The sequence below is a fragment of the Vibrio sinus genome, assembly GCF_023634645.1.
Lineage (GTDB): Bacteria > Pseudomonadota > Gammaproteobacteria > Enterobacterales > Vibrionaceae > Vibrio > Vibrio sinus.
In genome coordinates this window covers 166,723-192,501 of the sequence record NZ_JAMKMR010000009.1, presented here as the reverse complement: position 1 = coordinate 192,501, position 25,779 = coordinate 166,723, and the positions used below count along the sequence as shown (strand labels likewise).

At 42.5% G+C, this 25,779-nt stretch carries 25 protein-coding genes; 9 read left to right on the top strand and 16 right to left on the bottom strand.

Annotation, left to right across the window (positions count from 1 at the left end; translation table 11 throughout):
- Positions 1-19: 19 nt before the first annotated feature.
- Positions 20-241, bottom strand: a complete 222-nt coding sequence (gene cspD, locus M9194_RS11660; RefSeq protein WP_250612818.1) for a cold shock domain-containing protein CspD — start codon at positions 239-241, stop codon at positions 20-22.
- A 475-nt stretch (positions 242-716) separates the two neighbouring features.
- Here cspD and clpS point away from each other — a divergent pair, with 475 nt between their 5' ends.
- Positions 717-1,037, top strand: a complete 321-nt coding sequence (gene clpS / locus M9194_RS11655; RefSeq protein ID WP_250612817.1) for an ATP-dependent Clp protease adapter ClpS — start codon at positions 717-719, stop codon at positions 1,035-1,037.
- A 41-nt stretch (positions 1,038-1,078) separates the two neighbouring features.
- A complete protein-coding gene (clpA, locus tag M9194_RS11650) occupies positions 1,079-3,346 on the top strand; it encodes an ATP-dependent Clp protease ATP-binding subunit ClpA (RefSeq protein ID WP_250612816.1) in 2,268 nt (755 codons plus the stop codon).
- Between the two features lie 185 nt (positions 3,347-3,531).
- On the opposite strand, the gene M9194_RS11645 is transcribed toward clpA, so the two are convergent.
- The gene (locus tag M9194_RS11645) at positions 3,532-4,302 is read right to left on the bottom strand and encodes an AraC family transcriptional regulator (RefSeq protein WP_250612815.1); all 771 of its coding nucleotides are present in this window, start codon (positions 4,300-4,302) and stop codon (positions 3,532-3,534) included.
- A 100-nt stretch (positions 4,303-4,402) separates the two neighbouring features.
- Here M9194_RS11645 and M9194_RS11640 point away from each other — a divergent pair, with 100 nt between their 5' ends.
- The 3 genes from M9194_RS11640 (at position 4,403) to M9194_RS11630 (ending at position 6,378) form a co-directional block, all read left to right on the top strand.
- Entirely contained in the window at positions 4,403-5,296 is an 894-nt protein-coding gene (locus M9194_RS11640) for a DMT family transporter (protein WP_250612814.1), read from the top strand.
- A 231-nt stretch (positions 5,297-5,527) separates the two neighbouring features.
- The gene (locus M9194_RS11635) at positions 5,528-5,770 is read left to right on the top strand and encodes a hypothetical protein (protein ID WP_250612813.1); all 243 of its coding nucleotides are present in this window, start codon (positions 5,528-5,530) and stop codon (positions 5,768-5,770) included.
- Positions 5,771-5,925: 155 nt separating this feature from the next.
- Complete coding sequence (locus tag M9194_RS11630; RefSeq protein ID WP_250612812.1) at positions 5,926-6,378, top strand: hypothetical protein; 453 nt, start codon at positions 5,926-5,928, stop codon at positions 6,376-6,378.
- A 48-nt stretch (positions 6,379-6,426) separates the two neighbouring features.
- Here M9194_RS11630 and M9194_RS11625 read toward each other — a convergent pair whose 3' ends face one another.
- The 5 genes from M9194_RS11625 to M9194_RS11605 form a co-directional block, all read right to left on the bottom strand.
- Positions 6,427-7,932, bottom strand: a complete 1,506-nt coding sequence (locus tag M9194_RS11625; protein WP_250612811.1) for a M26 family metallopeptidase — start codon at positions 7,930-7,932, stop codon at positions 6,427-6,429.
- Between the two features lie 232 nt (positions 7,933-8,164).
- Positions 8,165-8,521 (bottom strand): YibL family ribosome-associated protein, encoded by a 357-nt coding sequence (locus tag M9194_RS11620; protein WP_250612810.1) that lies wholly within the window; start codon positions 8,519-8,521, stop codon positions 8,165-8,167.
- 180 nt (positions 8,522-8,701) lie between these two features.
- Entirely contained in the window at positions 8,702-9,532 is an 831-nt protein-coding gene (locus M9194_RS11615) for a CPBP family intramembrane glutamic endopeptidase (protein ID WP_250612822.1), read from the bottom strand.
- 132 nt (positions 9,533-9,664) lie between these two features.
- Positions 9,665-10,510: an NAD(P)H-binding protein gene (locus tag M9194_RS11610; RefSeq protein WP_250612809.1), complete on the bottom strand. Its 846-nt coding sequence runs from the start codon at positions 10,508-10,510 to the stop codon at positions 9,665-9,667.
- 39 nt (positions 10,511-10,549) lie between these two features.
- Positions 10,550-10,798, bottom strand: a complete 249-nt coding sequence (locus tag M9194_RS11605; protein ID WP_250612808.1) for a TIGR02647 family protein — start codon at positions 10,796-10,798, stop codon at positions 10,550-10,552.
- A gap of 232 nt (positions 10,799-11,030) precedes the next feature.
- On the opposite strand from M9194_RS11605, the gene fdhD reads away from it, so the two are divergent.
- Positions 11,031-11,852: a formate dehydrogenase accessory sulfurtransferase FdhD gene (gene fdhD, locus M9194_RS11600; protein ID WP_250612807.1), complete on the top strand. Its 822-nt coding sequence runs from the start codon at positions 11,031-11,033 to the stop codon at positions 11,850-11,852.
- Positions 11,853-11,926: 74 nt separating this feature from the next.
- On the opposite strand, the gene M9194_RS11595 is transcribed toward fdhD, so the two are convergent.
- The 4 genes from M9194_RS11595 to M9194_RS11580 form a co-directional block, all read right to left on the bottom strand.
- Entirely contained in the window at positions 11,927-12,697 is a 771-nt protein-coding gene (locus tag M9194_RS11595) for a substrate-binding periplasmic protein (protein WP_250612806.1), read from the bottom strand.
- A 219-nt stretch (positions 12,698-12,916) separates the two neighbouring features.
- Positions 12,917-13,120: an SHOCT domain-containing protein gene (locus M9194_RS11590; RefSeq protein ID WP_250612805.1), complete on the bottom strand. Its 204-nt coding sequence runs from the start codon at positions 13,118-13,120 to the stop codon at positions 12,917-12,919.
- Between the two features lie 185 nt (positions 13,121-13,305).
- Positions 13,306-14,559 carry an amino acid permease gene (locus M9194_RS11585; protein ID WP_250612804.1) on the bottom strand — a complete coding sequence of 418 codons (1,254 nt, stop codon included), beginning with the start codon at positions 14,557-14,559 and terminating at the stop codon, positions 13,306-13,308.
- A 728-nt stretch (positions 14,560-15,287) separates the two neighbouring features.
- Complete coding sequence (locus M9194_RS11580) at positions 15,288-16,076, bottom strand: ABC transporter permease (protein ID WP_250612803.1); 789 nt, start codon at positions 16,074-16,076, stop codon at positions 15,288-15,290.
- A 111-nt stretch (positions 16,077-16,187) separates the two neighbouring features.
- On the opposite strand from M9194_RS11580, the gene uilS reads away from it, so the two are divergent.
- From uilS to M9194_RS11565, 3 genes are all read left to right on the top strand, one after another.
- Complete coding sequence (uilS, locus tag M9194_RS11575; protein ID WP_250612802.1) at positions 16,188-17,057, top strand: UilS family quorum-quenching N-acyl-homoserine lactonase; 870 nt, start codon at positions 16,188-16,190, stop codon at positions 17,055-17,057.
- A 908-nt stretch (positions 17,058-17,965) separates the two neighbouring features.
- Positions 17,966-19,393 carry a sugar porter family MFS transporter gene (locus tag M9194_RS11570; RefSeq protein WP_250612801.1) on the top strand — a complete coding sequence of 476 codons (1,428 nt, stop codon included), beginning with the start codon at positions 17,966-17,968 and terminating at the stop codon, positions 19,391-19,393.
- Between the two features lie 198 nt (positions 19,394-19,591).
- On the top strand, positions 19,592-20,497 hold the full coding sequence (locus M9194_RS11565; RefSeq protein WP_250612800.1) for a manganese-dependent inorganic pyrophosphatase: 906 nt from the start codon (positions 19,592-19,594) through the stop codon (positions 20,495-20,497).
- Between the two features lie 2 nt (positions 20,498-20,499).
- Here M9194_RS11565 and M9194_RS11560 read toward each other — a convergent pair whose 3' ends face one another.
- From M9194_RS11560 to M9194_RS11540, 5 genes are read right to left on the bottom strand one after another with little or no spacing between them, the layout of a single operon-like run.
- A complete protein-coding gene (locus tag M9194_RS11560) occupies positions 20,500-21,294 on the bottom strand; it encodes a peptide ABC transporter ATP-binding protein (protein ID WP_250612799.1) in 795 nt (264 codons plus the stop codon).
- Positions 21,291-22,286: a peptide ABC transporter ATP-binding protein gene (locus M9194_RS11555; protein ID WP_250612798.1), complete on the bottom strand. Its 996-nt coding sequence runs from the start codon at positions 22,284-22,286 to the stop codon at positions 21,291-21,293. Before M9194_RS11555 ends, M9194_RS11560 begins: the two co-directional genes overlap by 4 nt.
- Positions 22,286-23,173 (bottom strand): ABC transporter permease subunit, encoded by an 888-nt coding sequence (locus M9194_RS11550; RefSeq protein WP_250612797.1) that lies wholly within the window; start codon positions 23,171-23,173, stop codon positions 22,286-22,288. The genes M9194_RS11555 and M9194_RS11550 overlap by 1 nt, the downstream gene beginning before the upstream one ends.
- Positions 23,160-24,122: an ABC transporter permease gene (locus M9194_RS11545; protein WP_250612796.1), complete on the bottom strand. Its 963-nt coding sequence runs from the start codon at positions 24,120-24,122 to the stop codon at positions 23,160-23,162. The genes M9194_RS11550 and M9194_RS11545 overlap by 14 nt, the downstream gene beginning before the upstream one ends.
- Positions 24,123-25,742 carry an ABC transporter substrate-binding protein gene (locus tag M9194_RS11540; RefSeq protein ID WP_250612795.1) on the bottom strand — a complete coding sequence of 540 codons (1,620 nt, stop codon included), beginning with the start codon at positions 25,740-25,742 and terminating at the stop codon, positions 24,123-24,125.
- Positions 25,743-25,779 lie beyond the last annotated feature (37 nt).

Sequence of the window (25,779 nt, the reverse complement as noted above, 5' to 3'; positions counted from 1 at the left end):
ATCCAAGTTTTCGGTGTAGTTACTTGGTTGCTTGGCCTTCAATGGGTACGACAGTACTAGCATGGTAACCTTTAGGACCTTGCTCTACTTCGTAGGAAACTTGTTGGCCCGCTTTCAAGGTTCTATAACCGTCCATTTGTATGGTTGAGTAGTGCGCGAAGATATCACCATCTTCACCTTCAGGGCAGATAAAACCGAATCCTTTGGCATTGTTAAACCATTTTACTGTACCTGTCGCCATGCTATACATCCCTCATGCATATTGTTACTGAAGTTGTCGCAAAGATAAAACTCAATAGTTTGAATTTGATCTAGTGATGAGTTTTTGACAATATATTTGCCCAATTTATACCCACCTTGTTGACCAATGTAGTCAATGAATCTTAACAGTCAATAGAAAAAAGGCAGTAAAATCTATATATTTGTAAATAAGTCAAGTTTTTTTGATAACAAATATGTAACTGATAGAAGGTTTCATGATTGCAATTTGTTACATGAATATTGACAATAAACTTCTGACGCTAAATTTCTAAAGGTGTTAGATCGATCTCTGTCATTTAATTTGCAGTCAAACCATTGCTGGATTAGGCTCTAAGTAAGGGGGGGTGTTTTGAAGGCTGACGGTTTCTTGTTCAATATAAAATGGATAGTGAAACCCCCGTCACAATGACGTGATAAAATATGGCCGATCAACACGTTGAATAATACTATTAACCATGAGCAAACATTTTGAATGGGTGTCTCCAGACTCAGATTTACTGGAGAAAGAAAAGACCAAAGTCAAGCCGCCGGCAATGTATAACGTTGTTCTTAACAATGATGATTACACCCCGATGGACTTTGTGATTGAGATCCTGGAAAGATTCTTTTCAATGGATATCGATAAAGCAACTCAAGTAATGCTCAGGGTGCATTATGAAGGTAAGGCAATTTGTGGCACGTATACTGCTGAAGTTGCAGAAACGAAAGTAGCACAGGTTACGGCGTACTCAAGGGAAAATGAGCACCCGCTACTTTGTACAATGGAGCAAGCCTAGGTCTCGAAGCACTCACGAGACTGGTTTTAGAGGAGGTACTTATGCTGAATAAAGAATTAGAGTCGAGTCTTAATGGCGCGTTCGCACGTGCCAGAGATAAAAGACATGAGTTTATGACCGTCGAACACCTCCTGTTAGCGTTACTCGAAAACGATGCCGCTAGAGAGGCTCTACATGCCTGCCAAGCAGATTTAGATGCACTTCGTCAGGAACTTGACGTTTTCATAGACCAAACGACCCCACTTATCCCCGAAAATGACGAGAGCAGAGAAACACAGCCCACTTTAAGTTTTCAAAGAGTTCTTCAACGCGCTGTTTTCCACGTTCAGTCGTCTGGACGCAATGAAGTGACTGGCGCAAACGTCTTGGTTGCTATTTTTAGTGAGCAAGAGTCTCACGCCGCGTATTTATTGAAGAAGAACGACATTAGTCGACTCGATATCGTTAACTACATTTCTCACGGTATTACTAAAGCATCAAGCTCTAATGAAGAGCCGTCTTCCGACTCTTTCGGCAACGAAAGCGCAGAAGAGGGCAACAGTGAAGAGCGTTTAGAAAGCTTTGCGACCAACCTAAACGTGTTAGCTAAGCAGGGCAACATTGACCCATTGATTGGTCGTGACAAAGAGTTAGAAAGAACGATTCAAGTGCTTTGCCGACGCCGCAAGAACAACCCATTGCTTGTGGGTGAAGCGGGTGTCGGTAAAACGGCCATTGCTGAAGGTTTAGCATGGAGAATCGTTGAAGGCCAGGTGCCTGAAGTTATTCAAAACAGTGTGATTTATTCGTTGGATATCGGGTCACTGTTAGCCGGGACCAAATACCGCGGTGATTTTGAGAAACGCTTTAAAGCTATTCTTAAACAGCTTGAAAAAGAAGAAGATGCGATTTTATTCATCGATGAGATCCACACCATCATTGGTGCTGGTGCTGCATCTGGTGGGCAAGTTGATGCGGCTAACTTGATCAAGCCACTGCTTAGTGGTGGGAAGTTACGCTGTATTGGTTCAACCACGTATCAAGAATACAGCAACATCTTTGAAAAAGAGCGCGCCCTTTCTCGCCGTTTCCAAAAAATTGATATTGTTGAGCCATCACTCGACGATACAACGAAGATTTTAATTGGCTTGAAGCCTAAATACGAAGCGCACCACGAGGTTCGTTACACGAACAAGGCGTTACGTGCAGCCGTTGAATTGTCTGCTAAGTACATCAACGAACGTCATCTACCAGATAAAGCCATTGATGTTATTGATGAAGCGGGGGCGCGCAGCCGCTTAGCGCCAGCAAGTCGCCGTAAGAAGACAGTCGGCGTGTCTGACATTGAAGCCATGGTGGCGAAGATGGCTCGCATCCCAGAAAAATCTGTGTCTTCATCTGACAAAGACATCCTTCAAAATCTAAATGACAAAATGAAGATGTTGGTATTTGGACAAGATGCGGCTATCGATGCGTTAAGTGAAGCAATCAAGCTTACGCGTGCTGGATTAGGCGAAGAGAACAAGCCTGTGGGTTCTTTCTTGTTTGCCGGCCCGACAGGTGTTGGTAAAACCGAAGTGACGGTTCAATTATCGAAACTGCTTGGTATCGAGCTGCTTAGGTTTGATATGTCTGAGTATGGTGAGCGTCATTCTGTGAGTCGACTCATTGGTGCACCTCCTGGTTATGTTGGGTATGATCAAGGCGGGCTGCTTACTGACGCAGTGATCAAGCATCCACACTCGGTGGTGCTGCTCGATGAGATTGAAAAAGCGCACCCAGATATTTTCAACCTGTTATTACAAGTCATGGATAACGGCACCTTGACCGATAACAATGGTCGCAAAGCAGATTTCCGCAACGTGATTTTGGTGATGACGACCAACGCAGGCGTACAGGAAACTGAGAAGCAGTCTATTGGTCTTATCCAGCAAGATAACAGCCACGATGCGATGTCTGAAATCAAGAAAGTGTTCACACCTGAATTTAGAAACCGTTTAGATAATATCATTTGGTTTAACAGCCTAGATGAAGAAGTGATTAATCAAGTGGTCGATAAATTCATTGTCGAGTTGCAAGCGCAATTGGATGCCAGAGGCGTGTCGTTAGAAGTTGCCGAAGGTGCAAGAGCTTGGTTAGCAGTGAAAGGCTACGACAAGACAATGGGCGCTCGCCCAATGGGACGAGTGATACAAGAGCAAGTTAAGAAGCCTTTGGCAAACGAATTGTTATTTGGAGCCCTTGTTAACGGCGGTACGGTCAAAGTGTCAGTTCAAGATGATGAATTGAAATTTGAATACTTAGGTGCCAAAGAAGAAGCTTTCAACTAGCGACAACGTTTTGTTATCAGAGAAAATCAGAGCCAACCCGGCTCTGATTTTTTTTATGTATTATACCCAAGTTATTTCAAGATGCAGGATTCACATCCCTGCCTAGCATTGAAGCCTTATCTATCTCGCTGAAACTCGCATCTCGAAGTAATTTGGGTATATGGTTAAAGCGCCAAGTGTGTGAATCACATCCCCCAGCGTCGGATATACTGCTCGGGCGACGTTCCTGCATGTTTACGAAACATGGCAATAAACGCAGAAGATGAGCTATAACCAAGCTCAAACGCAATCTCTTGCACCGTTAGTGAGTTCTTTAACAGTTGAAGAGCCGAAACGAACAACAATCGTTGCTTCCATTCATTAAATGACATCCCCAACAGTTTCCTGCATCTACGTGATAATGTGCGTTCAGTAGTAAAGACCGAGTCTGCCCATTGTTTGAGCGTACGTTTGTCTCCGGGGTTCGACTTAAGCGCTTGCAGAATGGGTAACAGTAGCTTGTCATCACATGTGGGTAAATACTCCGACATGGAAGAGGCGCAAGAAAGTTGATCAAGTAGCACGTTGGCCAAGCGGATCTCACGGGGCGAATCTAGGTGATTTTTATTCCATAGGACGAATTGGTTAATGATGCTTCTTGTCAGGGGCTCTACCGCCAAAATGCACGGTACACTTGGCATCGCTGCAGTGAGTTCAGGTTGTATGTATATGGAGCAATACTGCTGAGCTTTTTTATAGTGGCTTGAGTGTACCACTTCAGCGGGGATCCATATGCCATAACTGCTGGGTGCAATAAGCAATCGATCTTCGATCTCAATTTCCGCGACACCCTGGTCAATGGTATTAAATTGCCCCCAAGTATGGGAGTGTTGCGGACACTCTGAAACCAATTCAAAATCTTCGAACTGGAAACACAGTGGTTTCGTCATGTGAACAATGGGAGGGTAGAATGCCATACTTATTGTCCGATTTTGCTAATGGTATGTCTTATATTCGTTACCCGTAGATTATCAGACACAGTAATCTATGCCCATTGTTTTGTTAATGGGCATCGTTATGGACGCTTTTTTTCCTTTAATCTCGATTTTTATTTGGTCTGGCAATATGCTGGTCAATAAGATGGCCGCTGGTGTTATTTCACCATTAGCCATCTCTTTTTATCGTTGGGCACTCGCTGGCCTCATTTTGACACCTATCTGTTGGCGCTTAATCGTACGCCATGGCCCTCAAGTAAAAGCCCAATTTTGGCGATTGTTTATATTGGGTGCGTTTGGCATGGTGTTGTATCCCAGCTCTGCTTATTTTGCAGCGCACACAATTACGGCAACCAAATCGGGTGTTATGCAAGGCTTGCTTCCCGTTTACACCTTATTGCTAGGACGCTTGGTGTTTCGCAACAAGCTGTCTGCCTTTGCAGTACTTGGCTCAATCATTTCGCTGATCGGCGTCATGATCTTTATATGCAAAGGATCGCCACTACAACTGTTCCATGAGCACTTACAAGTAGGAGATGCCTGGATGGGTTTCGCGGTCTTGAGTTACTCTATTTATAGTTTGTTGCTTAAGCATTGGGAGAAGAAAATACAGCTACCAGTCTGGGTCTCTTTAAATGTACAGGTGCTATCCGCTGTCACTATTCTGACCCCCTTTTATTTGCTCAATGGCGATTTTCAAATTCACTCAAGTTCGTTTGGTCTTATTGCTTATGCTGGTGTATTAGCCTCGTTAGGAGCCCCTTATTTTTGGATGAGAGGTATAGCAGTGTTAGGCGCACCAAGAGCATCGGTATTCATGAACTTGATGCCTGTTGTCAGCGCCATCCTTGCTTATTTCATATTGGCAGAGCGGATGGTGGCGATTCAAATTGTGGCCGCTGCCATGATTATCATTGGCGTTGCTTTAACTCAGATGACTAGTGGGGTTGCAGTGCGCCTTCGCCAAAAAGCGTAAATCACCGCAGCGAGCTGACCTTTTAGATAATTAGAAAAACTAGGTAACTTTCTGGTTTTAAAGCGTTATATGCTAACTGTCAGTTGAAGTTAGCATTTAATAATTTGTTACACGTCATTTATGGTATTTAATTGCTTGCAAATGATTTTTACTAAGCGTCCACTTTGAGGAAAGCTCGGTGTATAGTGCCAACAATACATGCTATGCACCAACTCCAGAGGTAGAGACGCTATGACTCGAAATCCACTCCAAGAACTATTCTACCGAGTAATCCAATCAGCAAAACTGGATCGCATACCGATTTGGGTTTGGGGCATACTGTTTTTTATAAACCTCATCTATCTAGTGTTCCAACAAGTGCACGGCGGTCTTTTCTATACCCAAGTTATTGTGACTGCGGTGATTGTATTTATGGGCGTAAGCTACGATGAGTATAAAAAAAGAGATCCGTATCCGTTCAATAAAAAGCAATAATAGTGAGAAAGGTCTTTCGATAAGGTTGGCCTAACTATTTGATGGACTTAACATATCAAAGATGATTGAACATTATTAAATGTTAATTAATTGCGTGAAGAGACGACAGCACGTACTTTCCTGAGCTCGTTGATTAAAGCTGTAAATGGAAAAGTATGACAAATTTTATATTCAGTGTGCATAGTGACTATACCCTGATAGATAGATGCATCAAAGACAGTATAAGACAGGTCTCTTCTCGTAAATCTATACCAGTTGCCTTGCTTCCTAAAGGGAAGAATGAGGTTGATTACATGGATATCAAGTCAGTCAACGGGCCAGATTCTCTAGAGGTTTTCTCGAATGAAGATCAGACAGGTACGGCGCATCTTATTTTAGTTTTTGACCTTGATTTTATGAAGCCAGGGTCAATCTGCAAACGGCTCTCACTTTTTGAAAAAGTGAGAGCCAACAGCGCCGAAAAATATCGGAAAATATCTTACGTACTTGTCTCAACACCAGAAACTAAAAAAGAAGCGGATTTAGAGCTACCGTGGGAGCTCCCATGGATCGCGAAGCCGTTTAATATCAGCCAGCTCAACTCTGTATTTGGACACTTATTGTATTAGCGCGTACTGTACTAGTGTTGGAGAGCGTCCGCTTGAGATATTGAAGACTCATTTTATTGGAACGCCAGAGGTGACTACTTCTGGATGATCGTACGTAATCTCAATATTACCAGCGTCCTGCGTCAGTGAATATTCTACATACTGTCTTCTCGAAGGCGTGTAGAGTCTTTTTCCAGAGCTGCTGTTGTCATACTCATATATCTCGTCACTCCAGTGCAACGTAGAGCTGTAAAAGTCTCGGCTTTTCAACCTGTCAGAATCAACCACAGCTATTCCGGATGTAATGTTTGAGCGATTGCCAACGGCTAAAGTGAGATCTGAGGGAGAGTAGGTGATTCCTCCATCTCGGCTGACCAAACTTTCTTTTTGGATATAATTGTTTACCAATGACTTATAAGAGTTATTTTCGAGAAAGCCCACAAGTGCTCCCACATTACTTGTCCCTACTACCGGACTGTATGATAGAGAATTTTCAATAGTAGCGTCCCCTGAATAGGCGGAATAGGTCGATCCAAACAATCCACCGACGTTTTCCAAACCTTTTACAAGTCCACTGGAGTAGGAATTGGTGACGTACGCGCGTCCTCTGCCGATCAATCCTCCAACATGTGAACCGCTCGCAACCACGTTGGCGGATGAATACGAGTTACTTAGCTCTCGTATGTACGCGGTGCCAAAGAACCCGCCAACCGTCCACTTTCCTCTAACATGCCCCATGGAAACGATATTGCTTACGCTGCTTTCGGTCTCAAATGTACCCACTATTCCGCCAACGCCATTAGTACTAGGGGCGTAGATATCAGCATCTACAATAATGTTCGACAGTGTTCCTTCTTTTAGATAGCCAAATGCTCCACCCACATTGTAGCTATTCTCGACTATGACTCTGCCAGTAAATTTACCGCCATATAAAGAGGTTTTATTTCCCGAGCCAATAATGCCGCCAAAGGTTGATTTAACTTCTCGCTGATCGCCTGATTTAACCGTTCCTTCGAATTCTAGATTGTACGCCGTAGTGTTCTTTGTACTCCCTATGATACCTCCTGTTGAACCATACCCCGTGACTATCCCAGACACGTAGACATCATGCACAACGGTTTGATGTTCATTTAGGGCAACAAGTGCGCCAGTCCAGCTAGGGCCCTCAACATCTATGTCGACAAGTTTGACGCGGCTAATTTGAGCACCATTACCGAGCTTGCCAAATAATCCAGTATAAGAAAGTAGCGGCACTGGGTGAATGTACAAACCAAATATAGTATGGTTTTGTCCATCAAAAGTGCCTGTAAAATTGTTGATTGGCAAAAAGCCATTGTTTGGATAGGTTGCAGCGTCGTAATTCGAATTATTTGGGTTTGTGGCAGTGCAATCTATGTCTTTCGTTAGCGTATACTCAGCATTAGCAGGTAATGTTTGTCCAATTTGTTGAAGCTCTTGGCAGGTTTCAATGCCATACTTCATCATCATTGATGCGTGACTGACAGAGGTGAAGCTAGCGGTTGCGATTAGTGAAACAAGAAGTGCCATGCTTCTTAATTTTTTCTTATTAATCATATGAATAAATCCCTTATGTTTAATTCGTGGGATTTTTACTATGAATAAGAATCGCATTCATCATTTATTTAGTTTATTTATTGTTTTTTAGACGTACAGAACAGTGTATTGCATCTATATTGTGAGTCTTCTTAATAAGTAACAGTACGCCCCTGTGTTGTGGTAGAAGAAATTGAGAGCGCGTAAAAGGAAGAAAGTGGTAGCTTAAGGCCACCACTGGAGTGTTGAGCGGTTAAAATTTGTTTGGTGCGAAGCCGGTCATTACCTCAAGGCGTAGTTCTTTACCTAATTTAGTCATTGGGTGCACAACAACTAAGCCTTTGACTGATTTCTTCAATTTACCCATGTCTGCTTGTTCTTGTTTGGTGATTTCACGAGAGAAAGGCATATCGAGTAACGCTTTGCGTTCTTTATTCAGCGTATAGTTTTGCTTGTGTTTAAGCTGGGCAATTTTCTTGCTTACCTGATCGACTTCATCAGTAAACTTAGTAATCATTGGTTGATCACCACGAGATTTTGCAGCGCTCAGTTTATTCTTGCACTTATCTAATCGGTTGCTGAGCTGCTGGATTTCGTTTTTTACGTTCATACTTTGTCTACTGTTGTCGATATTTGGGGCGGCGAGTGTAACACACAATAGTCTTTTGTACCCATTGATATCCGTTCGTATCGTCAACCATGGCCAACAGTCTTCACCCGTATGGTCATATACCCAAGTGAAATCGTTCTGAATTCTGCATCTTGAAGTAACTCGGGTATAGTGAGCATTCTATTTGGCTACTGCTGGATACGTAAAAAATATCAAATGCGTCATGTTAAATAGGAAATGCACCAACACTGCAGCCCAAAGACGTTTACTGAAATAAAAAACCAGACCGTAGCCTACACCCGCTAAGGTGGCAAAAATGATAAGCGTCAAGCCTCCCGTATAATGAGACAAGCCAAACAATATGCTAGCGAGGAAAAGTCCAGACAGTCGACCTAACTTGCGACTGATTTCTTGTTGGAAAAAACCCCGAAAGAGTGCTTCCTCAGTAGCACAGACAAGCAACAAATTGTTTAATGCAAACAACCACCACCAAGAAGGGACAGAGAACTCGGGTTTTATCGCACCTAAAAATTGTGCAACAAGCAGCAAGGCAAATAAAGGCACGATGGTGAAAACAATGGCTCGCTTGTTCGGTTTTGCGCCGCTACCGAACAGGTTTGGATGAGCAAGGATAAGTGCAAAGAAAATAAGTGGCTTGTCCAAATTCAGATACATGGAAAATGGCAAACTATGTGGGCTTGCAAACACATGGTTAAGTGCCTTTAAATTGTGAAAACCAGGCACAAGATGAAAAAAGAGCGCCGCACACCAGACAACCAGCAAACCCGTATATAGCCAGCGATTCAGTCGGTTTGATTTGGGTATTAACGCCGCTAGTGCAAAACCAAGTAGCGCAAAGAGAGCGCCGATAACGCTGATTTTTGCGGTGAATACTCCAGCAATGACAACGACAATGGCGAGGGCAACGGATAGGTTTCGTTGTTTAAAAAAGGCAAGAGTTATCGCGAAGGCGAGTAGCGCCCAAAGCCACATATTTTGGTCCAAATGCATGTTTAATAGTTGTGCTGACAAATTTGCTTATTAATCTGCCATAGTTGTCTTGAAGGTGCAACTAAGTGTCTAATAGATAAGTATTTACTTGTGACTTCTTACGGTGTTTGCACTAAACACTGTTATTCAATTTTAGTTGTCATAGGCGATCGCATCTAACCCTTCAATTATGTGCTGGTACTTAAACTGATAGCCTAGTTTTTCGAGCTTGGCAGAAGAGATTTTCTTGTCCGGTGCATCGATGACTTTTGGTAGAGAATACTCAGCGCCGCTGGTTTGTAGTGCATGCCGGTAAAATGCCGCTTTGTTGAGCGTGTCAGGGCTAGTCGCGTTGACGAGGAGGCTACCACTGATATTGACAATAAATTCGATGCTGCCAATAACGTCGTCCAGGTGAATCATATTGGCAGGTGCAGATTGGCTGACTGTTTTAAGATAGCGAACAAATCTGGCCGGATGTCGGTTTGGTCCCATCAAGCCACTGCAGCGAATAATACTGTAGTGAATGCCTGAGTCTATTAGGTGTTGCTCCGCTAGCAATATCTTCTTTGCGCCGTCAGTGAAAAGCGGGTTATCTTGGGCAACGGCCAATGAGGCATCTTCTTCCACGCATTCTTGGGCAACGTTCGGATAGACAGATGTAGAGCTCACCATAACAATACGCTGAACAGAGGTTTGCGTGGTTTGCTTAACAAGAGTTAGCCATTTTTCAGCATAGTCTTTCCCTTGGCTATCTGAGCGCAAGCCTGGTGGAAAAGCCACGATGAGAATATCGGTCTTTTGAGTGTTTAAGATTTCTACGAGAGAGGTATCGTTGGATTTTAGCTCAAATTGAAAGCCGTTGAGACCAGATTGATTGAGTTCCTCAACGCCTTGGGGCGTGGTTTTGCTAGCGAAGACAGAATGACCCAAAGCTTGTAAATGCAGTGCCAATGGCTTTCCTAGCCATCCAGCACCAAGAATCGTATAGGTTGCCATGCGCTCATTACCTCGTTAAAGCAGAGGTAAATAGAATACTCAGTGAAGCTTACTTTGGGAAGTTAAAAAGCGGCCCACTCGCTCAATATGTTCTGCGACTTCAATACCTTCATCGGTTAGGTAGCCACCGTCAGGAAGCGTACATAGGCCCTTTTCAAACAGTTTTTGAACGGCGTGTTGAGTTTCTTCTGGCGCGTCCTTATGGACTTTAATTCCTGTTGCTGCGCTACTTAGGTCAAACTGAAGTAATAGGTTGAGTTCATTCAAATGAGCTGAAGTAAATTTCATTCTTTGTCCTTTCGATTTTAGTCGGATCAAGTCTCATCATGACAGCTTTTTGTTTGTATAACTGCCATCTAGCTCTTATTTGTTGGGGATAAATGACAATTCATCGGGTTATCGAACGGTTTTAAATCAATCCGATTTTGTCTTTTCCATTTGTCTGGGTTGTACAATGGTATACTTTCTTATCGACAGCGTAAGTGGCTTGATATATCAGGGCGCTGAGTAAGAGAAATTAATGAGCAAAGAGACAAAGCAAGTACAAGTAAATACTGTTAAGCAAACCCGCATCATTCGATATCAAAATGGCACAGCGCCTTCCGGCGATGACGATATGTTAATTGGCGAAACGCCAGTTGCGATTGAATATAACGGTATCGCCTACACCGTAATGATGTGTACACCGTCAGATTTAGAGGAATTTGCCGTCGGATTCTCGCTTACCGAGGGCATTATTGACCATGTTCGCGATATTCATGATATAGAGATAGTGCAAGCGTGCAGTGGAATAACGATGTCTGTGATTGTGGCGAACCGATGTCTTAATAGGCTCAAAGAAAAGCGCCGTTCATTAACTGGTACGACTGGGTGTGGCGTTTGTGGTGCTGAACAACTTTCAGCTGTGGTGCGTTCTATTCAACCTGTCGCCAATAACACTTCATTTCAACTTCAACGATTAGATAGCGTGTTAAGTGCGTTAAGCCAAGCACAGTCATACAATCGATTAACAGGCGCGAGCCACGCCGCCGCTTTCATAAACGCTGATGGAGAAGTAGAGATCGTTTTTGAAGATGTTGGCCGCCATATCGCGCTAGATAAGCTGATTGGTTGGATTTGTCGTCATCGATATCAACAATCTGGCTCTATATTGGTCACGAGCCGAGCCAGCTTTGAAATGGTTCAAAAAGTTGCTGCGTGCGGTATTGAGATTTTATTGGCGGTATCTGCTGCAACCAGCATGGCAGTGGAATTAGCCGAGACTTTGAATGTCACCTTGTGTGGTTATTGTCGACCTGGGCGGATGAACGTGTATTCAAATCCACAGCGTTTGACCGAATAGCAGATATGTAGCCACCTTATGTTATATCTAATTACTTGGATATCACATAAGATGACTACTAAGCAGAATGTTATTTAATTGACAAAATCTTTGATAATTTTATCTATCTCACCGCTGGATTTCATTTCATTAAGAACTTTTAAATACTGTTGTGTAAAATCTTGTTTAAATGGGAATTTTTTTCCATCAGTAATGATGCCTAGATAGCCTTGCTCGGAACTAATGACCGCCCCTTCTTTGATGCTTTTACCATCATACTTGCCCATTTTTTGTAATTGTTTTAATTCCCACTGAATGGACAAGGCATCATTCATATAGCAGTCGGTACGCCCAGAAATCAGCTTCAATAAATTTCTTTCCGTTCCTTTTACTTCATCCAATTTGATTTTTTTGGCTTTAACGAGTTCGTGAAACTTGTCACCCCCAGCAGAGAACCCCGAGTTATTGCCGATAGTTAAACCAATATAATCGTCTGGCCAATTTGGCCTGGGTGTTTTAAGTTTTGATTGTTGACACACCACAACTAACTTTTCATCCAAAATTGGGCCATCATATTGCATGTATGGTCTTTGTTTTGGCCTTTTATAGGGGGGATAAAGCGCGAAGATTTCCCCAGCTTTAATTTGTGCAAGTCCCCTTTTCCAAGGAACGCCTTGAATCGAAACGTCATAATCAGGCATCTGAGAAAATACTTTCTTTAATATCACAGTGTAGATACCCGTGATTTTTCCGTTTTCGGCGTAAGAGTAAGGGGGATAAGAGTCGTCGCCATAGACGGTGACTTTTGTTTGAGCGACAACGCTGCTTGTCCAGATTAATGTGAGTATCACCAATAACTGTCTCATAGTTCTTCCTTGTCTAAGTACCTTACATTGACTTGGGGTTAGCAAGCCAAACCGTTCCATTATGACCAGTATAGTTGCTACGAGCGAAAGTGAGACTTATACCCAATTCTGCATCTTGAAGTGATTTGGGTATATAGGTTATTGAAGAAAGAAAACGACCGCTTAACTTGGATATAGAGCGGTCGTTTACTTAGCTTGATAATGGTGTACTCGGTTGTATCATCGAATTTTATCTCGGATCTGCTCAAATTCTGCAGAGTTAATTTCGCCATTAGCAAGTCGACGTTTGGCGATGTCGAGAGGAGACTCTTTATGTTCAACCGCGATGGTTTGAGGTTTAGAGAATATTAAATAAATCAGTAATCCCCAAAATAGAATCATAGCGATTGGCATGGTCCAGTTGTAATCGTAGAAAATTGACATAAATGTTACCTCTTTCGTTGCAATTTAAAAGTAGACAATAGTTGCCGATAGAAAGACGATAAATCTTACCCTAAGGATAAGGTCAATAAATTTTCATTAAGTTAAACACGCTCTAGATACCCAAGAATTAAAAAGGAGCAGGCGTATACATTACAACGCTGCTCCCAGTAGTTAGGGATATGTATTTACAGCGAGCTGTAAACTACCGCGCTCAATGCAGCGAAGCCACATACCGCAGTAAAAAGCTGCGCTAGAAATGAAGTTCGGAACTTTCTCATTGCTGGCACTTTTTTCATGGCATAGACTGGCATTAGGAAGAGTATGGCAACAATCATTGTTGCACCGACCACTTCGATCATCTCTAAAATGCTTGGATTCAAAATTGCCGCAATCCAGGTGGTTAACACTACAAAGGCGAGAACGACTTTTTCTATTTTTTTTACAGGCATGTCTGAGCGTGACTTAATAAGGCCAGTCAACCCTTCGCAAGCGCCTAAAAAGGTACCAAAATAACTTGAAGCGATTGCAGTAAAAGCCACGATGGGGCCCAAATAGGAAATAATGGCGGATGAATGAGTGTTCGCTAAGTATGACAACACCGAAATGTTTTCTTTGTTTGCCGTTGCAAGTTGAGCTGGAGAGAGAGAAAGCACAACTGAAAACACAAAAAACATAACAAAAATTAATAACATGACCGCAGCGCCGCCCGTAATCATATCGGTTTTCTTGACCGCATTATCTTGATACACGCGGCGTTGCTCTTTGGCAAATTGGCTGATAATAGGACTGTGATTGAAAGAGAATACGATTAGTGGGATGGCTAGCCAAATGACTTTAGGAAGTGTTGCCCAGTTTGGGTCGGCTTCAACCATCGACATGTTCCAATTCGGGATCAAGTAAACCGACAGTGCGAATAGAATAACCACTAAAGGATAAACCATGGCAGAGGTAGCTTTTAGCATTAAATCTTTGCCATATACCACGCATAGTGTCATAGCTAAGATAAGTCCGCCTGACAATAGCCATCTAGGCAGTGATGCTAAGCCAAGCTGATGAACCACAAATGAATCAACAGTATTCGTAATCCCTACACCATAAATAAGAACGATAGGGTAAATAGCAAAAATGTAGGCAAACGTAATGATATTCGCACTCGTTTTACCAAAATGTTCTTCAACGGCATCGGTGATATCCGCCTCAGGGTCTTTGGCAGACAGGACGAATCTAGCCATACCTTTGTGGGCAAGCCAAGTCATAGGAGCAGACAGTATTGCCAATACGACCAAAGGCCAAAAGCCCCCAGCCCCCGCCTTGATGGGCAAAAATAAAATGCCTGCGCCAACGGCTGTGCCAAACAGTGAGAGACACCAGCTGAAATCTTGATAGGTCCATTTTCGTATTGATCGCAAATTATCAGTACGAGATGTTGTTGTGCTCATAATTATTAATTCTCTTTATCATTGGATTTAGGCTAAAAGGCTTGCTAGGGGTGCAAGCAAAGATCAAAACATCGTCTTGTATCATGGTTGTGTGCGTTTTGGAATGACTTTATTGAACGGTGCCGACTTTAAATTAACCATCAAGGTGATCAAAGCAAAAAAATTATGCTCTTATGCTTGTTCATCAGGTGATGAGATTGTCCGTCATTGGATAACCTTGCCTAGCAATAAATCGTTTCACTATTTTGGTGTTTTCCGGCTCAAAATTGCACCAATATAGGGGACTGTAGTTGCAACGATCACTTTTCGTGCAATGGGAAATGACAGCTTTGAAACGTTATCCACATTTTCTGTGGACAAACTAGTGGGAAACCCAAAGTAATACTGTTGTCAATCAATTTATACCGAAATTATATAACTATTTTGTATATATAAAGATCGAATTTATCTTCTCATAGCACTAAATGGATTATGTTTAAATAACAAATGGTTAAAGTCACTTGGCATGGGGAGGAAGGAAAATGTTCATTATTTGTGATATAGAGTAGGATTTATTTTAACCAAAATGTTAGGTGATATATTTATTATTAAACTTTTGTTACTAAATAAAGACACAATATATTTGTTAACTTGTTTATAACCTGTTTATACATTTCTCGAGTCAATGCGTTGTGGGGCTCTAGCTTGTACACAAGGCCAGTGGTTTTGTGTCATATCACTTGACTATTCTACTGCTTAAATCGAACCAGTATTTTTCCGCCTTTATCAATGGCATTCCATATGGATAATCTAAGTGACAGGGTAATCGATACAGACATAGTGACAAAGATGGCTATCATTATCATCAATTGATATTTGATGGCTAAGAGAGGGCTAGTGCCTGAAAGAATTTGCCCTGTCATCATCCCAGGTAGAGTAACCAAACCTGTGGTAGTCATTGACGCTAAAATGGGGGCTAAGGATTTTTGCATAGCGGATTGAATATAGGGACGAGTGGCATAGCTAATAGGAGCGCCTAAAGAGATGGCGGCTTCGTATTCACTGCTTCGTTCTTCCAGCGCGGTAAACAGGTTTTGTAGTGCGACGATATTGCCGCTCAAGCTGTTTCCTAACAGCATTCCAGCTAAGGGAATAACATATTGTGCGCTGTACAAGGGGGTAGGTCTAACAAGCGCAAAACATAAGATGGCAAGCATTGGGATTAAAGCGACAAATAAGCCAGCAAACACAGGGATGAATAGTCGAGTTTTGGGAAGCTGACTTTTGCTAATGACAGCACTTGAGCCGATCAAAACCATCAATAAAATCCATGCCGCATTGACATAGAAATTATTAATGCTGAATAAATACTCTAAATAGATACCGACCAATATAAGCTGTACACTCATGCGAACAACACTCGTGACAATCTCTCGGTTTAATTGCAGTTTATATTGAAAATTGATGATAAATGGGATGAGCAGGGTGATAGCAAACAGTAACAATTGCAACCATGAAATGTTTATTATACCGTTCAAAGTCTTCTCCATGAATGTTTGCAGTAATATCGTGTATGAAATGGATACAACGATATTTTGTGTGAATAACTACCTGAATTAAAAATCAATATAAATAGAAAGAGAGCAAAAATGCATTCAAAAATAAATTTTACGTCAAATGGCTTAAATGTAGTGGGTAACTTATATCTACCAAGTGGAGAAAGTCAAACATCCTATCCTGTCATTATTATGTGCCACGGTTTCTGTGGCGTAAAAGAGCTGCTACTACCTAACTTTGCGGAACGTTTCAGTAAAGAAGGTTATGCAGTGTTAACGTTTGATTATCGGGGCTTCGGAGAGAGCGAGGGCGAAAGCGGTCGTCTTGTGCCAACGTTACAAATAGAAGATATTCACGCGGCCGTTGACTTTGTGGGTACTTTGCCGCAGGTCGACCCTACAAGAATTGCGTTATGGGGAACATCTTTTGGTGGAGCCAACGCGATTATCGCAGCAAGTGAGAACAGCAACGTTCAATGCGTAGTGAGCCAGCTTACTTTTTCAGATGGTGAGGAAGTCATCACAGGAAAGATGAGCGAGGAAGAAAAAGAGAAGTTTCTTGCTAGTTTACAAAGGATGCGCGAGAAAAAAGACAAAACTGGCAAAGAAATGATGGTTCCAGTTAGTAAAGTACTCAGCGATGAACAATCAATAGCATTTTTTGACAAGTATAAAGAGGAATTTCCAGCATTAAACATCAAAATTCCTTTTTTAACCATTTGGGAAACACTCAACCATAAACCCATCCAGTCAGTGAGCGACTTAAAGGTGCCTTTGCTTATCGTTGCGGCCTCTGAAGACGGCGTGAATCCATTGTGTGAGTCACAGCGTTTGTACCAAAAAGCTTCGGAGCCGAAAGAGTTATACATTGAACACGGTGCTACTCACTATGAGGTTTACACGGGCGAGCACTTTGAGTCTGTCGTCGCACATCAATTAGATTGGTTTAAGGATAACCTTTAATCCTTTGAAGTAATTTGGGTATAAGATCCAAGTGACTTCGAAAAGGTTGCTTGGGTCGTTCGTTTTATTTACAACATTGCCTACCAGAATCAGCGCTATCAAGCGTGAGCTCTATAACCTTTTCTAGATATTTTTCTATCTATCCCATTGGTGCTTCTCATTTGCAACGTTGCTTTTTTATAAAACTCGCAATTTGTTGCTAGTCACTGAACAGATTTTGCCTAACAAAGGTATACCGATTGCATACTTAGTGTATTGGACTGTAAACGTTTACAAAATTGAAGTTTCAATAAAATTAAAAGTGATGCCCATCAAATTTATTAAGTAAAAACTTAGTAATAGATCAAATTTGTTTGCAATTAACTAAAATCAATAAACACTATTTCTTCACTCGTTGGTTTAATTTTCGTTCTAGGCATTAACATACTAAAATTGAAAACATATTTGTTGAAAATGGCGCTTTATAGCAGGTATTCCTATCAATGCATATCAACCTAAGCAATATTAAAACCTAAGAACATTGGTTAATAAAGGATATAAAACTGTTACATTTTGTTTGTCTATGTGATCTTTATCACCAAATTATTTTAATGTAATCGTTACCATTCAATCTGTAACTGATTATGGAAATGGATAGGTCAGAGTTTCATCAATTTGGAACTAGAGATTGGTTAGAAATTTAGGGTCAGGGAGCGGGTACTTGTATTAAGGATAGCGATGTAAATCCTAGTCAGGGTTAACCTAAATACGCACTTCAAAGGATTGTAATTCAAATTATAAAAAAGCTTTGGTCGCAGAGTTAAAACGTAATGGATGGCTATAGCGCGCAACTAACGACGCGCTGTTTAGTAGGCGTTTTGAACCTGAAACCGGAGCTAAATAAATTATAAAATCAAAGAGACTCTACTATGGCAACAGTGATTAGTGATAGAAATACTGATGGTATATCGTCCGACTCCCAGGATGATGGCGGTCTAAATCGACACGTGTTTATTGCCTGTATTATTGCAGCGCTTGCAGGCTTATTGTTTGGATTAGATATTGGTGTGATATCTGGTGCATTACCATTTATCGCCAAGGCATTTGGTTTGGCGACTCATACCCAAGAGTGGGTAGTGAGTTCAATGATGTTTGGTGCTGCAGTGGGTGCTGTGGGCTCTGGACCACTATCAAGAAAGTTTGGTCGTAAATACAGTTTAATCGTCGCTTCGATTTTATTTTGTATTGGCTCGTTAGGCTGCGCATTAGCGGCGAGCCCTGAAATACTCATTGTCTTCCGTGTATTACTTGGCCTTGCGGTGGGTGTTGCTTCTTTTACAGCGCCGCTTTATCTTTCAGAAATTGCCCCTCAAAGGCTGCGTGGTAGCTTGATCTCGATGTATCAGTTGATGATCACAATCGGTATTGTTGTTGCGTTCTTATCAGATACGGCGTTTAGCTACGAGGGACAATGGCGCTGGATGCTTGGCGTTATCACTATTCCTGCACTGATTCTTTTCATCGGGGTACTTATGTTACCGCGTAGTCCTCGCTGGTTAGCGCTTCAAGGGCGTGATGTTGAGGCGAAGGAAGTACTTGAGTTATTACGTGGTTGCAGCTCATCTGCAAAGAAAGAGCTAGAGGCCATTCGTGAAAGCTTAAAAGTGAAACAAAGTGGTTGGTCACTGTTTGCTACCAACCGTAACTGCCGCCGTGCGGTGTACCTCGGTATTGTTTTACAGGTGATGCAGCAATTCACTGGTATGAACGTTGTCATGTATTACGCACCTAAAATCTTTAAGATAGCGGGCTTTGCGAGTACGTCACAACAAATGTGGGGCACAGTGATTGTCGGTTTAGTGAACGTATTCGCTACCTTTATCGCTATTGGCTTGGTAGACAAATGGGGCCGTAAACCAGTTCTTAAACTTGGCTTCCTTGTGATGGCGGCAGGCATGGCAATCCTAGGTACGTTACTTCATATGGGTGTGTCTACCACAGCAGAGCAATATTTTGCCGCCTTCGTGTTGCTTGTCTTCATTGTTGGATTTGCCATGAGTGCTGGCCCACTAATTTGGGTTCTGTGTTCAGAAATTCAGCCACTAAAAGCGCGTGACTTCGGGATTACTGTCAGTACAGCAACTAACTGGATTGCGAACATGATTGTGGGCGCTACGTTCCTTACTTTCCTTCAGGTGCTAGGCAATGCACAAACGTTCTGGTTATACGCGGCTCTTAATGTGGTATTTATCTTTATCACTATGGCGCTCATCCCAGAGACAAAAGGCGTAAGCTTAGAGAAAATAGAGCAAAATCTGATGAATGGTGTATCGCTGTCCAAACTTGGCCGTAAATAAAATACCGCTTATCCATAGCTTTTGATTTAAAAGGGGCAGAGATGCTCCTTTTTGCTATTTGTCGCGTGCAGGCAAGTGCCTCAAACTTCTTCCAAACCGCAAAAGTAATGACAAAATGGTAATTTCGGGTAAAGTAGTGCACCTCTTTTACCCTGGGTAGGGGTTAAATAGTCTGATTGAGAAGTAAGTAGGTAAAGCATGATTTTAGTGGTTGGCCATAAAAACCCAGATAGCGACAGTATTTGTAGTGCTATCGTTGCAAGTGATTTATTAAGAGCGAGAGGGTTAGAAGCCACTCCAGTTCGTCAGGGTGAAATAAACAGAGAAACACAACATATTTTAGAGACGGCTGGCGCTAAACAACCTGAGCTTCGAACGAGTGTTGCTGGTGAAAAGATATGGTTGGTTGATTATACCGATCTGTCTCAGGCTCCAGATGATGTCAAGCAAGCGGAAATATTAGGTATTGTTGATCACCATAGGCTTGGTGATGTGATGACGGTGAACCCACTTGAAGCTTGGATTTGGCCTGTCGGATGCACGTGCACTATCTTGTTCAATCTTTTCAAAATGGAGCAGGTTGAAATTAGTAAAACCAATGCACTATTGATGATGTCAGCCATATTGTCTGATACCGTTGGATTTGCCTCACCGACTTGTACTCAAAAAGATAAAGATGCCGTGATGGTACTTGCCGATATCGCACAAGTAGAAGATTTGGATGGATTTATCCGTTCACTACTGATAGCAAAAACCAATATTGAAGGGCTGACGGCTCAAGAGCTAATTGAAAAAGATCTCAAAGCTTATCCATTCAATGGACGAAATGTGGTGGTTGGCCAAGTTGAGTTGGCTACTTTCGACCAGGTTCAAGATACTGTTGATGGTATGAAAGCCGATCTTGTACGTCGCTGTGAAGAAGAGCACCTGGCGTTTGCTGCTGTGATGTTGACGGATATAACCAAAGCAACAACTCGACTAATTTATGCAGGCGAATGGGCCAACAAGCTGCTTTCATTTGAAAAAGATGGCGTGTTAACGATGGAAAACACGCTAAGCCGTAAAAAACAGGGCTGGCCTTGGCTTCAAGAGCATCTAATGTAACGCTAACTTTTCTTCCCAAAGCATGGTGATTGGTTGAAGTGGCTTTCCACCATTCTTTGGGTAATTGTGTGATGAGGTTCGGACAACACATCTAACGTGTTTCCGGACTCAACCACTTCTCCCTCGTGCATCACCATTATCTTGTCGGTAATGTGCTTGATAATACCTATATGTTGAGAAACATAGATAAACGATACCCCCATTTCTTCTTGCAGATCGAGAAACAGGTTAATGATCTGAGAACGCATCGCCATATCGAGGCCATTTAACGCTTCATCGGCAATAATGATAGAAGGTTGAAGAATTAGGGCTCGTGCTAAACAGACCCTTTGTTTTTGTCCGGCGGCCAACATCTGAGGATAGAAATAGGCGTGCTCGGGTAACAAGCCGACTCTTAGTAGAGTGTCTTTAATTCTCTTCATCCTTGCTTCAGTGGTCATACTCGTATTCCGCTTAAGGGGGCCATCCAGTATACGACCAATCTGTATTCTAGGATTCAAAGAGGTATTAGGATCTTGAAAAATCATCCTGATCAGCTTGCATCGAGTCGAATAATCTTTGTGTTTTAGTTGTTCTCCGTTAACGAATATCTCTCCGGATGTAGGTTTTACCATACCAGCCAACATTCGAGCCAAGGTTGATTTTCCCGAGCCGTTTTTGCCTATGAAGCCGATAGTTTGTCCGGCCTCTAAGCTAAAAGAAACGGGCTTGACGGCTCGTTGCGCTTGTTTACGGAACAGGCCAGAGCGTGTGTAAAAATCTTTGGCCAGATCTCTGACTTCTAACAATGAACTCATGACTTTTTCTCCATGTTAAGTGGAAAATGACAAGCGAATTTGTGGTTTTTTACTTGTCGAGTCATTGGCATTTCAACACATTGCTTTTGTGCATGGGGGCACCTTGGGCCCAATCTACATCCAATTGGTAAATGTTGCAGAGGAGGGATGGAGCCTTGCAGGGATTGGAGCTTTTGTTTTTGCGGTACATCGTCGTTAAAGTTTGGCATTGCGTTTAACAATGCTTCAGTATATGGGTGCTTGGGAGAGCATAGGATTTTATTGGTATCAGCAGATTCAACGGCTTGCCCACAGTACATAACAGTGATGCGATTAGCCCACTGTGTAATAGTCGTTAAATCATGGCCAATCAATAAGATAGAAGTATTATTAACCTGATTCATCCGGCTCAATAAACGTAAAATTTGCGATTGAGTGATGGGGTCTAGGTCATTGGTGGGCTCATCAGCGATAAGAATTTTCGGTTTTGCCGCGATGGCCATGGCGATCATGATTTTTTGGCACTCTCCGTCGGTCAGCTCGTACGGATAGCTTTTCATAATGCGATCGTGCTCCTTAATACCGACTTTATGCAGAAGCTTAATGGATTGATCTTTCGCCGACTTATTTTTTACCCAAAACCTTTTTTTAAAGCTGTGTGATGGGATGGCTTCAATAAGCTGTTTCCCCACTTCTTCAGAAGGGTCTAAACACGTTTCTGGCTCCTGAAAGATCATCGCAATATCACGAGCTACGACTCTGCGTCTTTCTTTTGAGGTTAACTGAAGAAGGTCTATGTCGCCTAGTCGCATGCGATCAGCGGTGATTTTCCAGCTAGGTTTGTTAATGCCAACGATGGCTTTTGCTATCAGGCTTTTTCCAGAGCCCGACTCACCAACCAGACCACGAATTTCCCCTTCGTTCATCGTGAAGCTCATTTTATCGACAGCTTTCACCATCCCCTGTGGCGTTTCGATTTCAATTGTTAAGTGTCGGATATCAAGTAAAGCCATTATTCAATTCCTGCGTTTAGCGATGTGCGAACGCCATCGCCAACAAGATTAATCACAATGACGACAAACATGATAGCTAATCCAGGTAAGGTAACGGTCCACGGTGCAAGGTAAATCAACTCCACAGCGTCACCGAGTATTGCTCCCCATTCCGTGCTGGGAGATTGAGCGCCAAGGCCCAGAAAGCCCAATGCAGAAATGTCTAAGATTGCGACCGACAACGCTAGCGTGGCTTCACTTGCAATAACAGCAAGAATGTTTGGCAGTATGGCATTCCACAATAAGAAGAAGTTACGTGCACCATCGAGTCGTGAGGCCATCACATAATCTTTTTCAACTTCTGCATGAACCGCAATATAAACGGAACGAACAAACCTCGGAATCAACGCAAGACCAATAGCAATGAGGATATTAAGTTCGCCGAAGCCGAAAAATGCAACAAATATAATAGCAAGCAGCATGGAAGGGATAGACATCACCGTATCCAACAGGTGATTGAGAGTACTCGATAACAGTCCCTTGGTCATCCCTGCTAGGATACCGATCGTGCAGCCAATAATTGCGGCGAAAAACGTAATAATAACCGCAGCGCCAAAGGTCAGCTGAGAGCCTAAAATAATGCGAGATAATATATCTCTACCAAGATCATCAGTGCCTAAAAAATAATCCACGGTTCCTGTGGGATCCCACGAAGGCGGAAGCAGCAAGTGAGTGGATTGGGCCTGTGGGTCGTGTGGGGTGATCCAGGGGGCTGCAAGAGTCACTAAGGTGATAATTAATAAACACCAAAAGCCAAACATTGCCATGCTATTATTGCGATAGCTACGCCAGAAACGCTCAAACTGGGTTGGAATATGCTCTTCTTGATAAACGTTACTTGTTAGCATACCACTCTTTCCTTACTAACGGGTTAACCATTGCACCAAAAAGATCAGAAAGAATATTGGCACTTAACACTAATGTTCCGACGACGATCACGCCAGCTTGAATTTCTACATAATCTTGGTTGGATAAGGCTTCTAACAGCCAGCGACCAATGCCGGGCCAGTTGAATATAGATTCAGCAATGATGGCTAAGGTTAACATGCTAGATAACTGAACGCCGAGCTTAGGTACAATGGGAGGAATGGCATTTCGCAGTACGTGTTGGAATACAATGCGATAGATGGATAGACCTCGAATTCTTGCTGCCCGAATGTAGTTTTTTGTCATCACGTCGGTAACTGCATTTCGGGTCAGTTGAATAACTTGTGTTGTCGGTGCTAAGGCAAGCACAGAACAAGGCAAAATTAAGTGTTCCACTACGCTGCGAAAGGCTTGACTACGGTATTGGTGTTCAACGAATAACGAATCAATCAGAGCAAAACCGGTGACGTGATGCACTTGGTAAAGCAAATCGTAACGTCCCGACACTGGGAACATTTGAAAGTGCAATGAGAACACCATGATAAGCAACAGCGCAATCCAGTAAATCGGCGCGGAGTAGCCTGCCATTGATATAAAGGAAATGACGGTATCAAGCCATTTTCCTTGCTTCATTCCGGCGATAGTACCAACGGGAATCCCAACAAAAATAGACATTAAAAACGCAATAAAACACAACTCGAGTGTGGCCGGAAATACAATGGCGAGTTCGTTAATAATCGGTGTTCCATCTTTGCTCACACCAAAGTTAAATTGCAGTAAGTCACCTAGATATAACATCCAGCCGTGCCAGTATCCGATTTTTAACCAAGGTGAATCGGGGTCGAGGCGCAATAAACTGAACCCTACAATGGTGAGAATAAGTAGGGTGATAATAAACAGATTAAAGCGTCGGATTGAATACCAAAGCATTTATCTAATTCTCTCAACTAAATCAAAAGGTTGTGTATTGAATGGGCTAATTCGAAAGCCGGATAAAGAGTCGTCATGTGCTTGGAAATGCATGCCATGAGCCAGAGGTATAACCGGAAACTCGTCATTGAGGATATTGAGCGCTTGTCGATATAGATTGAGCCTATAGCGAGGATTATCCACTTCTAAAGCCAAATCGAGCAGTTCGTCAAAATCTTTGTCGCACCAGCTGGACACATTTAATCCAAATTTTTTTGCACTACACGATAAAAGTGGTCGTAAAAAGCTATCTGGATCGCCTGTATTGGCTATCAAACCAGATAAGGCAAGATCGATATGAGCCATATCGTCGATGTCACTGCTGTCAAAGCGATCTTCAGTAATGATGTTCAATTCTATCCCTATATCAGCTAAATTCGCTTGAATGAGCTCCGCAGTTTTAATCGGGCTTGGATTATACGCTCTGGGATCCAAGGGTACCGACATGGTTAATTCCAACCCTTGGCTAAATCCGGCCTCTCGTAATAAAGCGAGAGCATAGTTTCTGTCATAGCGCACTTGGGTTTGATCTTTCCTATATACCCACGAGTTTGGAGGTAATATGGAGTAGGCAAGGCTGCCCGTGCCGTAGTATACCGAATCAAGAATATTTTGTCTGTTAATTGCAAAACTTAGTGCTTTCCTCACTCTAGAGTCAGTGAGAGCAGGATGAGTGGTATTCACAGCGACGAAAGACACATTCATCGCTGGCTTAGAAATGAGGTCGAGGAACTTGTGTTGCTTGATGATAGGTATCTGGCTGGATAGCGGAGAGTAAAGCACATCGCATTCTTGGCGCAAAAATTTGGCGAAAGTGCCAGTGCCACGTTGTGAAACATCAAATACGACTTGATGCATCTTCACTTTGTTTTTCCAGTAATTATTGTGTCGCTTTAAACGAATAAAGTCATTAACTTGATGTTCATCTAGATAGAAGGGTCCAGTGCCAATGGGTAGGCTGTCTATCATTTGTTTCTCGTCACTCAGCTCTAACTGATTAGCGTATTCTTTTGAATGGATAACGGCAAAACTGGTGGCGATGTTAGAGAGAAACGAATTGTCGGGGCGATTAAGTTCGAACTTAACTTTGTAGGTGGATAGAGCTTTTACATCTTTTACTAGATCAGCGAAATCAACACTGGCAAACCAAGGATATAAACCACCCCCTACTTTATGAAAGGCGTGTTTGGGATCTATGATGCGTTTAAAACTGAATACTACATCGTGGGCGTTAAGATCTCGTGTCGGGCTAAACCAATGAGTGCTTTGAAATTGAATGCCTTTCTTAAGATGAAACACATACTCAGTGCCTTTTTTATTCACGGTCCAGCTAGTGGCAATATTTTGCTTAGGTTTATAGGAAGTGGCATCTAAGTTTATAAGAGTATCAAACAACTGTGGGCTAAGTGCTTCAGAGGTAATACCGCTATCGACCAACTGAGGGTTAAAGGTATGTGAGCCCCCCAGTCCACAGTAGACAAACCCGCTTTGGCGGACTTTAGTGTGATCGGACTTTTCTCCACAGCCCGCCAACAAGCTCAAGGAGCACATTCCCAGTGTCATTTTTATCAATAAATTCATAGCGCGCTTCATGGAGTGCTCACGCACTGAACTATAG

Coding starts and splice junctions, on each gene's coding strand:
- M9194_RS11545 (WP_250612796.1), bottom strand. CDS start 24,122: ATGCTTTGGTATTCAATCCGACGCTTTAATCTGTTTATTATCACCCTA.
- M9194_RS11540 (WP_250612795.1), bottom strand. CDS start 25,742: ATGAATTTATTGATAAAAATGACACTGGGAATGTGCTCCTTGAGCTTG.
- M9194_RS11585 (WP_250612804.1), bottom strand. CDS start 14,559: ATGAGCACAACAACATCTCGTACTGATAATTTGCGATCAATACGAAAA.
- M9194_RS11615 (WP_250612822.1), bottom strand. CDS start 9,532: ATGCATTTGGACCAAAATATGTGGCTTTGGGCGCTACTCGCCTTCGCG.
- M9194_RS11590 (WP_250612805.1), bottom strand. CDS start 13,120: ATGTCAATTTTCTACGATTACAACTGGACCATGCCAATCGCTATGATT.
- clpA (WP_250612816.1), top strand. CDS start 1,079: ATGCTGAATAAAGAATTAGAGTCGAGTCTTAATGGCGCGTTCGCACGT.
- M9194_RS11630 (WP_250612812.1), top strand. CDS start 5,926: ATGACAAATTTTATATTCAGTGTGCATAGTGACTATACCCTGATAGAT.
- M9194_RS11645 (WP_250612815.1), bottom strand. CDS start 4,302: ATGGCATTCTACCCTCCCATTGTTCACATGACGAAACCACTGTGTTTC.
- M9194_RS11565 (WP_250612800.1), top strand. CDS start 19,592: ATGATTTTAGTGGTTGGCCATAAAAACCCAGATAGCGACAGTATTTGT.
- M9194_RS11595 (WP_250612806.1), bottom strand. CDS start 12,697: ATGAGACAGTTATTGGTGATACTCACATTAATCTGGACAAGCAGCGTT.
- fdhD (WP_250612807.1), top strand. CDS start 11,031: ATGAGCAAAGAGACAAAGCAAGTACAAGTAAATACTGTTAAGCAAACC.
- M9194_RS11610 (WP_250612809.1), bottom strand. CDS start 10,510: ATGGCAACCTATACGATTCTTGGTGCTGGATGGCTAGGAAAGCCATTG.
- M9194_RS11640 (WP_250612814.1), top strand. CDS start 4,403: ATGGACGCTTTTTTTCCTTTAATCTCGATTTTTATTTGGTCTGGCAAT.
- M9194_RS11625 (WP_250612811.1), bottom strand. CDS start 7,932: ATGATTAATAAGAAAAAATTAAGAAGCATGGCACTTCTTGTTTCACTA.
- M9194_RS11605 (WP_250612808.1), bottom strand. CDS start 10,798: ATGAAATTTACTTCAGCTCATTTGAATGAACTCAACCTATTACTTCAG.
- M9194_RS11570 (WP_250612801.1), top strand. CDS start 17,966: ATGGCAACAGTGATTAGTGATAGAAATACTGATGGTATATCGTCCGAC.
- clpS (WP_250612817.1), top strand. CDS start 717: ATGAGCAAACATTTTGAATGGGTGTCTCCAGACTCAGATTTACTGGAG.
- M9194_RS11635 (WP_250612813.1), top strand. CDS start 5,528: ATGACTCGAAATCCACTCCAAGAACTATTCTACCGAGTAATCCAATCA.
- cspD (WP_250612818.1), bottom strand. CDS start 241: ATGGCGACAGGTACAGTAAAATGGTTTAACAATGCCAAAGGATTCGGT.
- uilS (WP_250612802.1), top strand. CDS start 16,188: ATGCATTCAAAAATAAATTTTACGTCAAATGGCTTAAATGTAGTGGGT.
- M9194_RS11550 (WP_250612797.1), bottom strand. CDS start 23,173: ATGCTAACAAGTAACGTTTATCAAGAAGAGCATATTCCAACCCAGTTT.
- M9194_RS11560 (WP_250612799.1), bottom strand. CDS start 21,294: ATGAGTTCATTGTTAGAAGTCAGAGATCTGGCCAAAGATTTTTACACA.
- M9194_RS11620 (WP_250612810.1), bottom strand. CDS start 8,521: ATGAACGTAAAAAACGAAATCCAGCAGCTCAGCAACCGATTAGATAAG.
- M9194_RS11555 (WP_250612798.1), bottom strand. CDS start 22,286: ATGGCTTTACTTGATATCCGACACTTAACAATTGAAATCGAAACGCCA.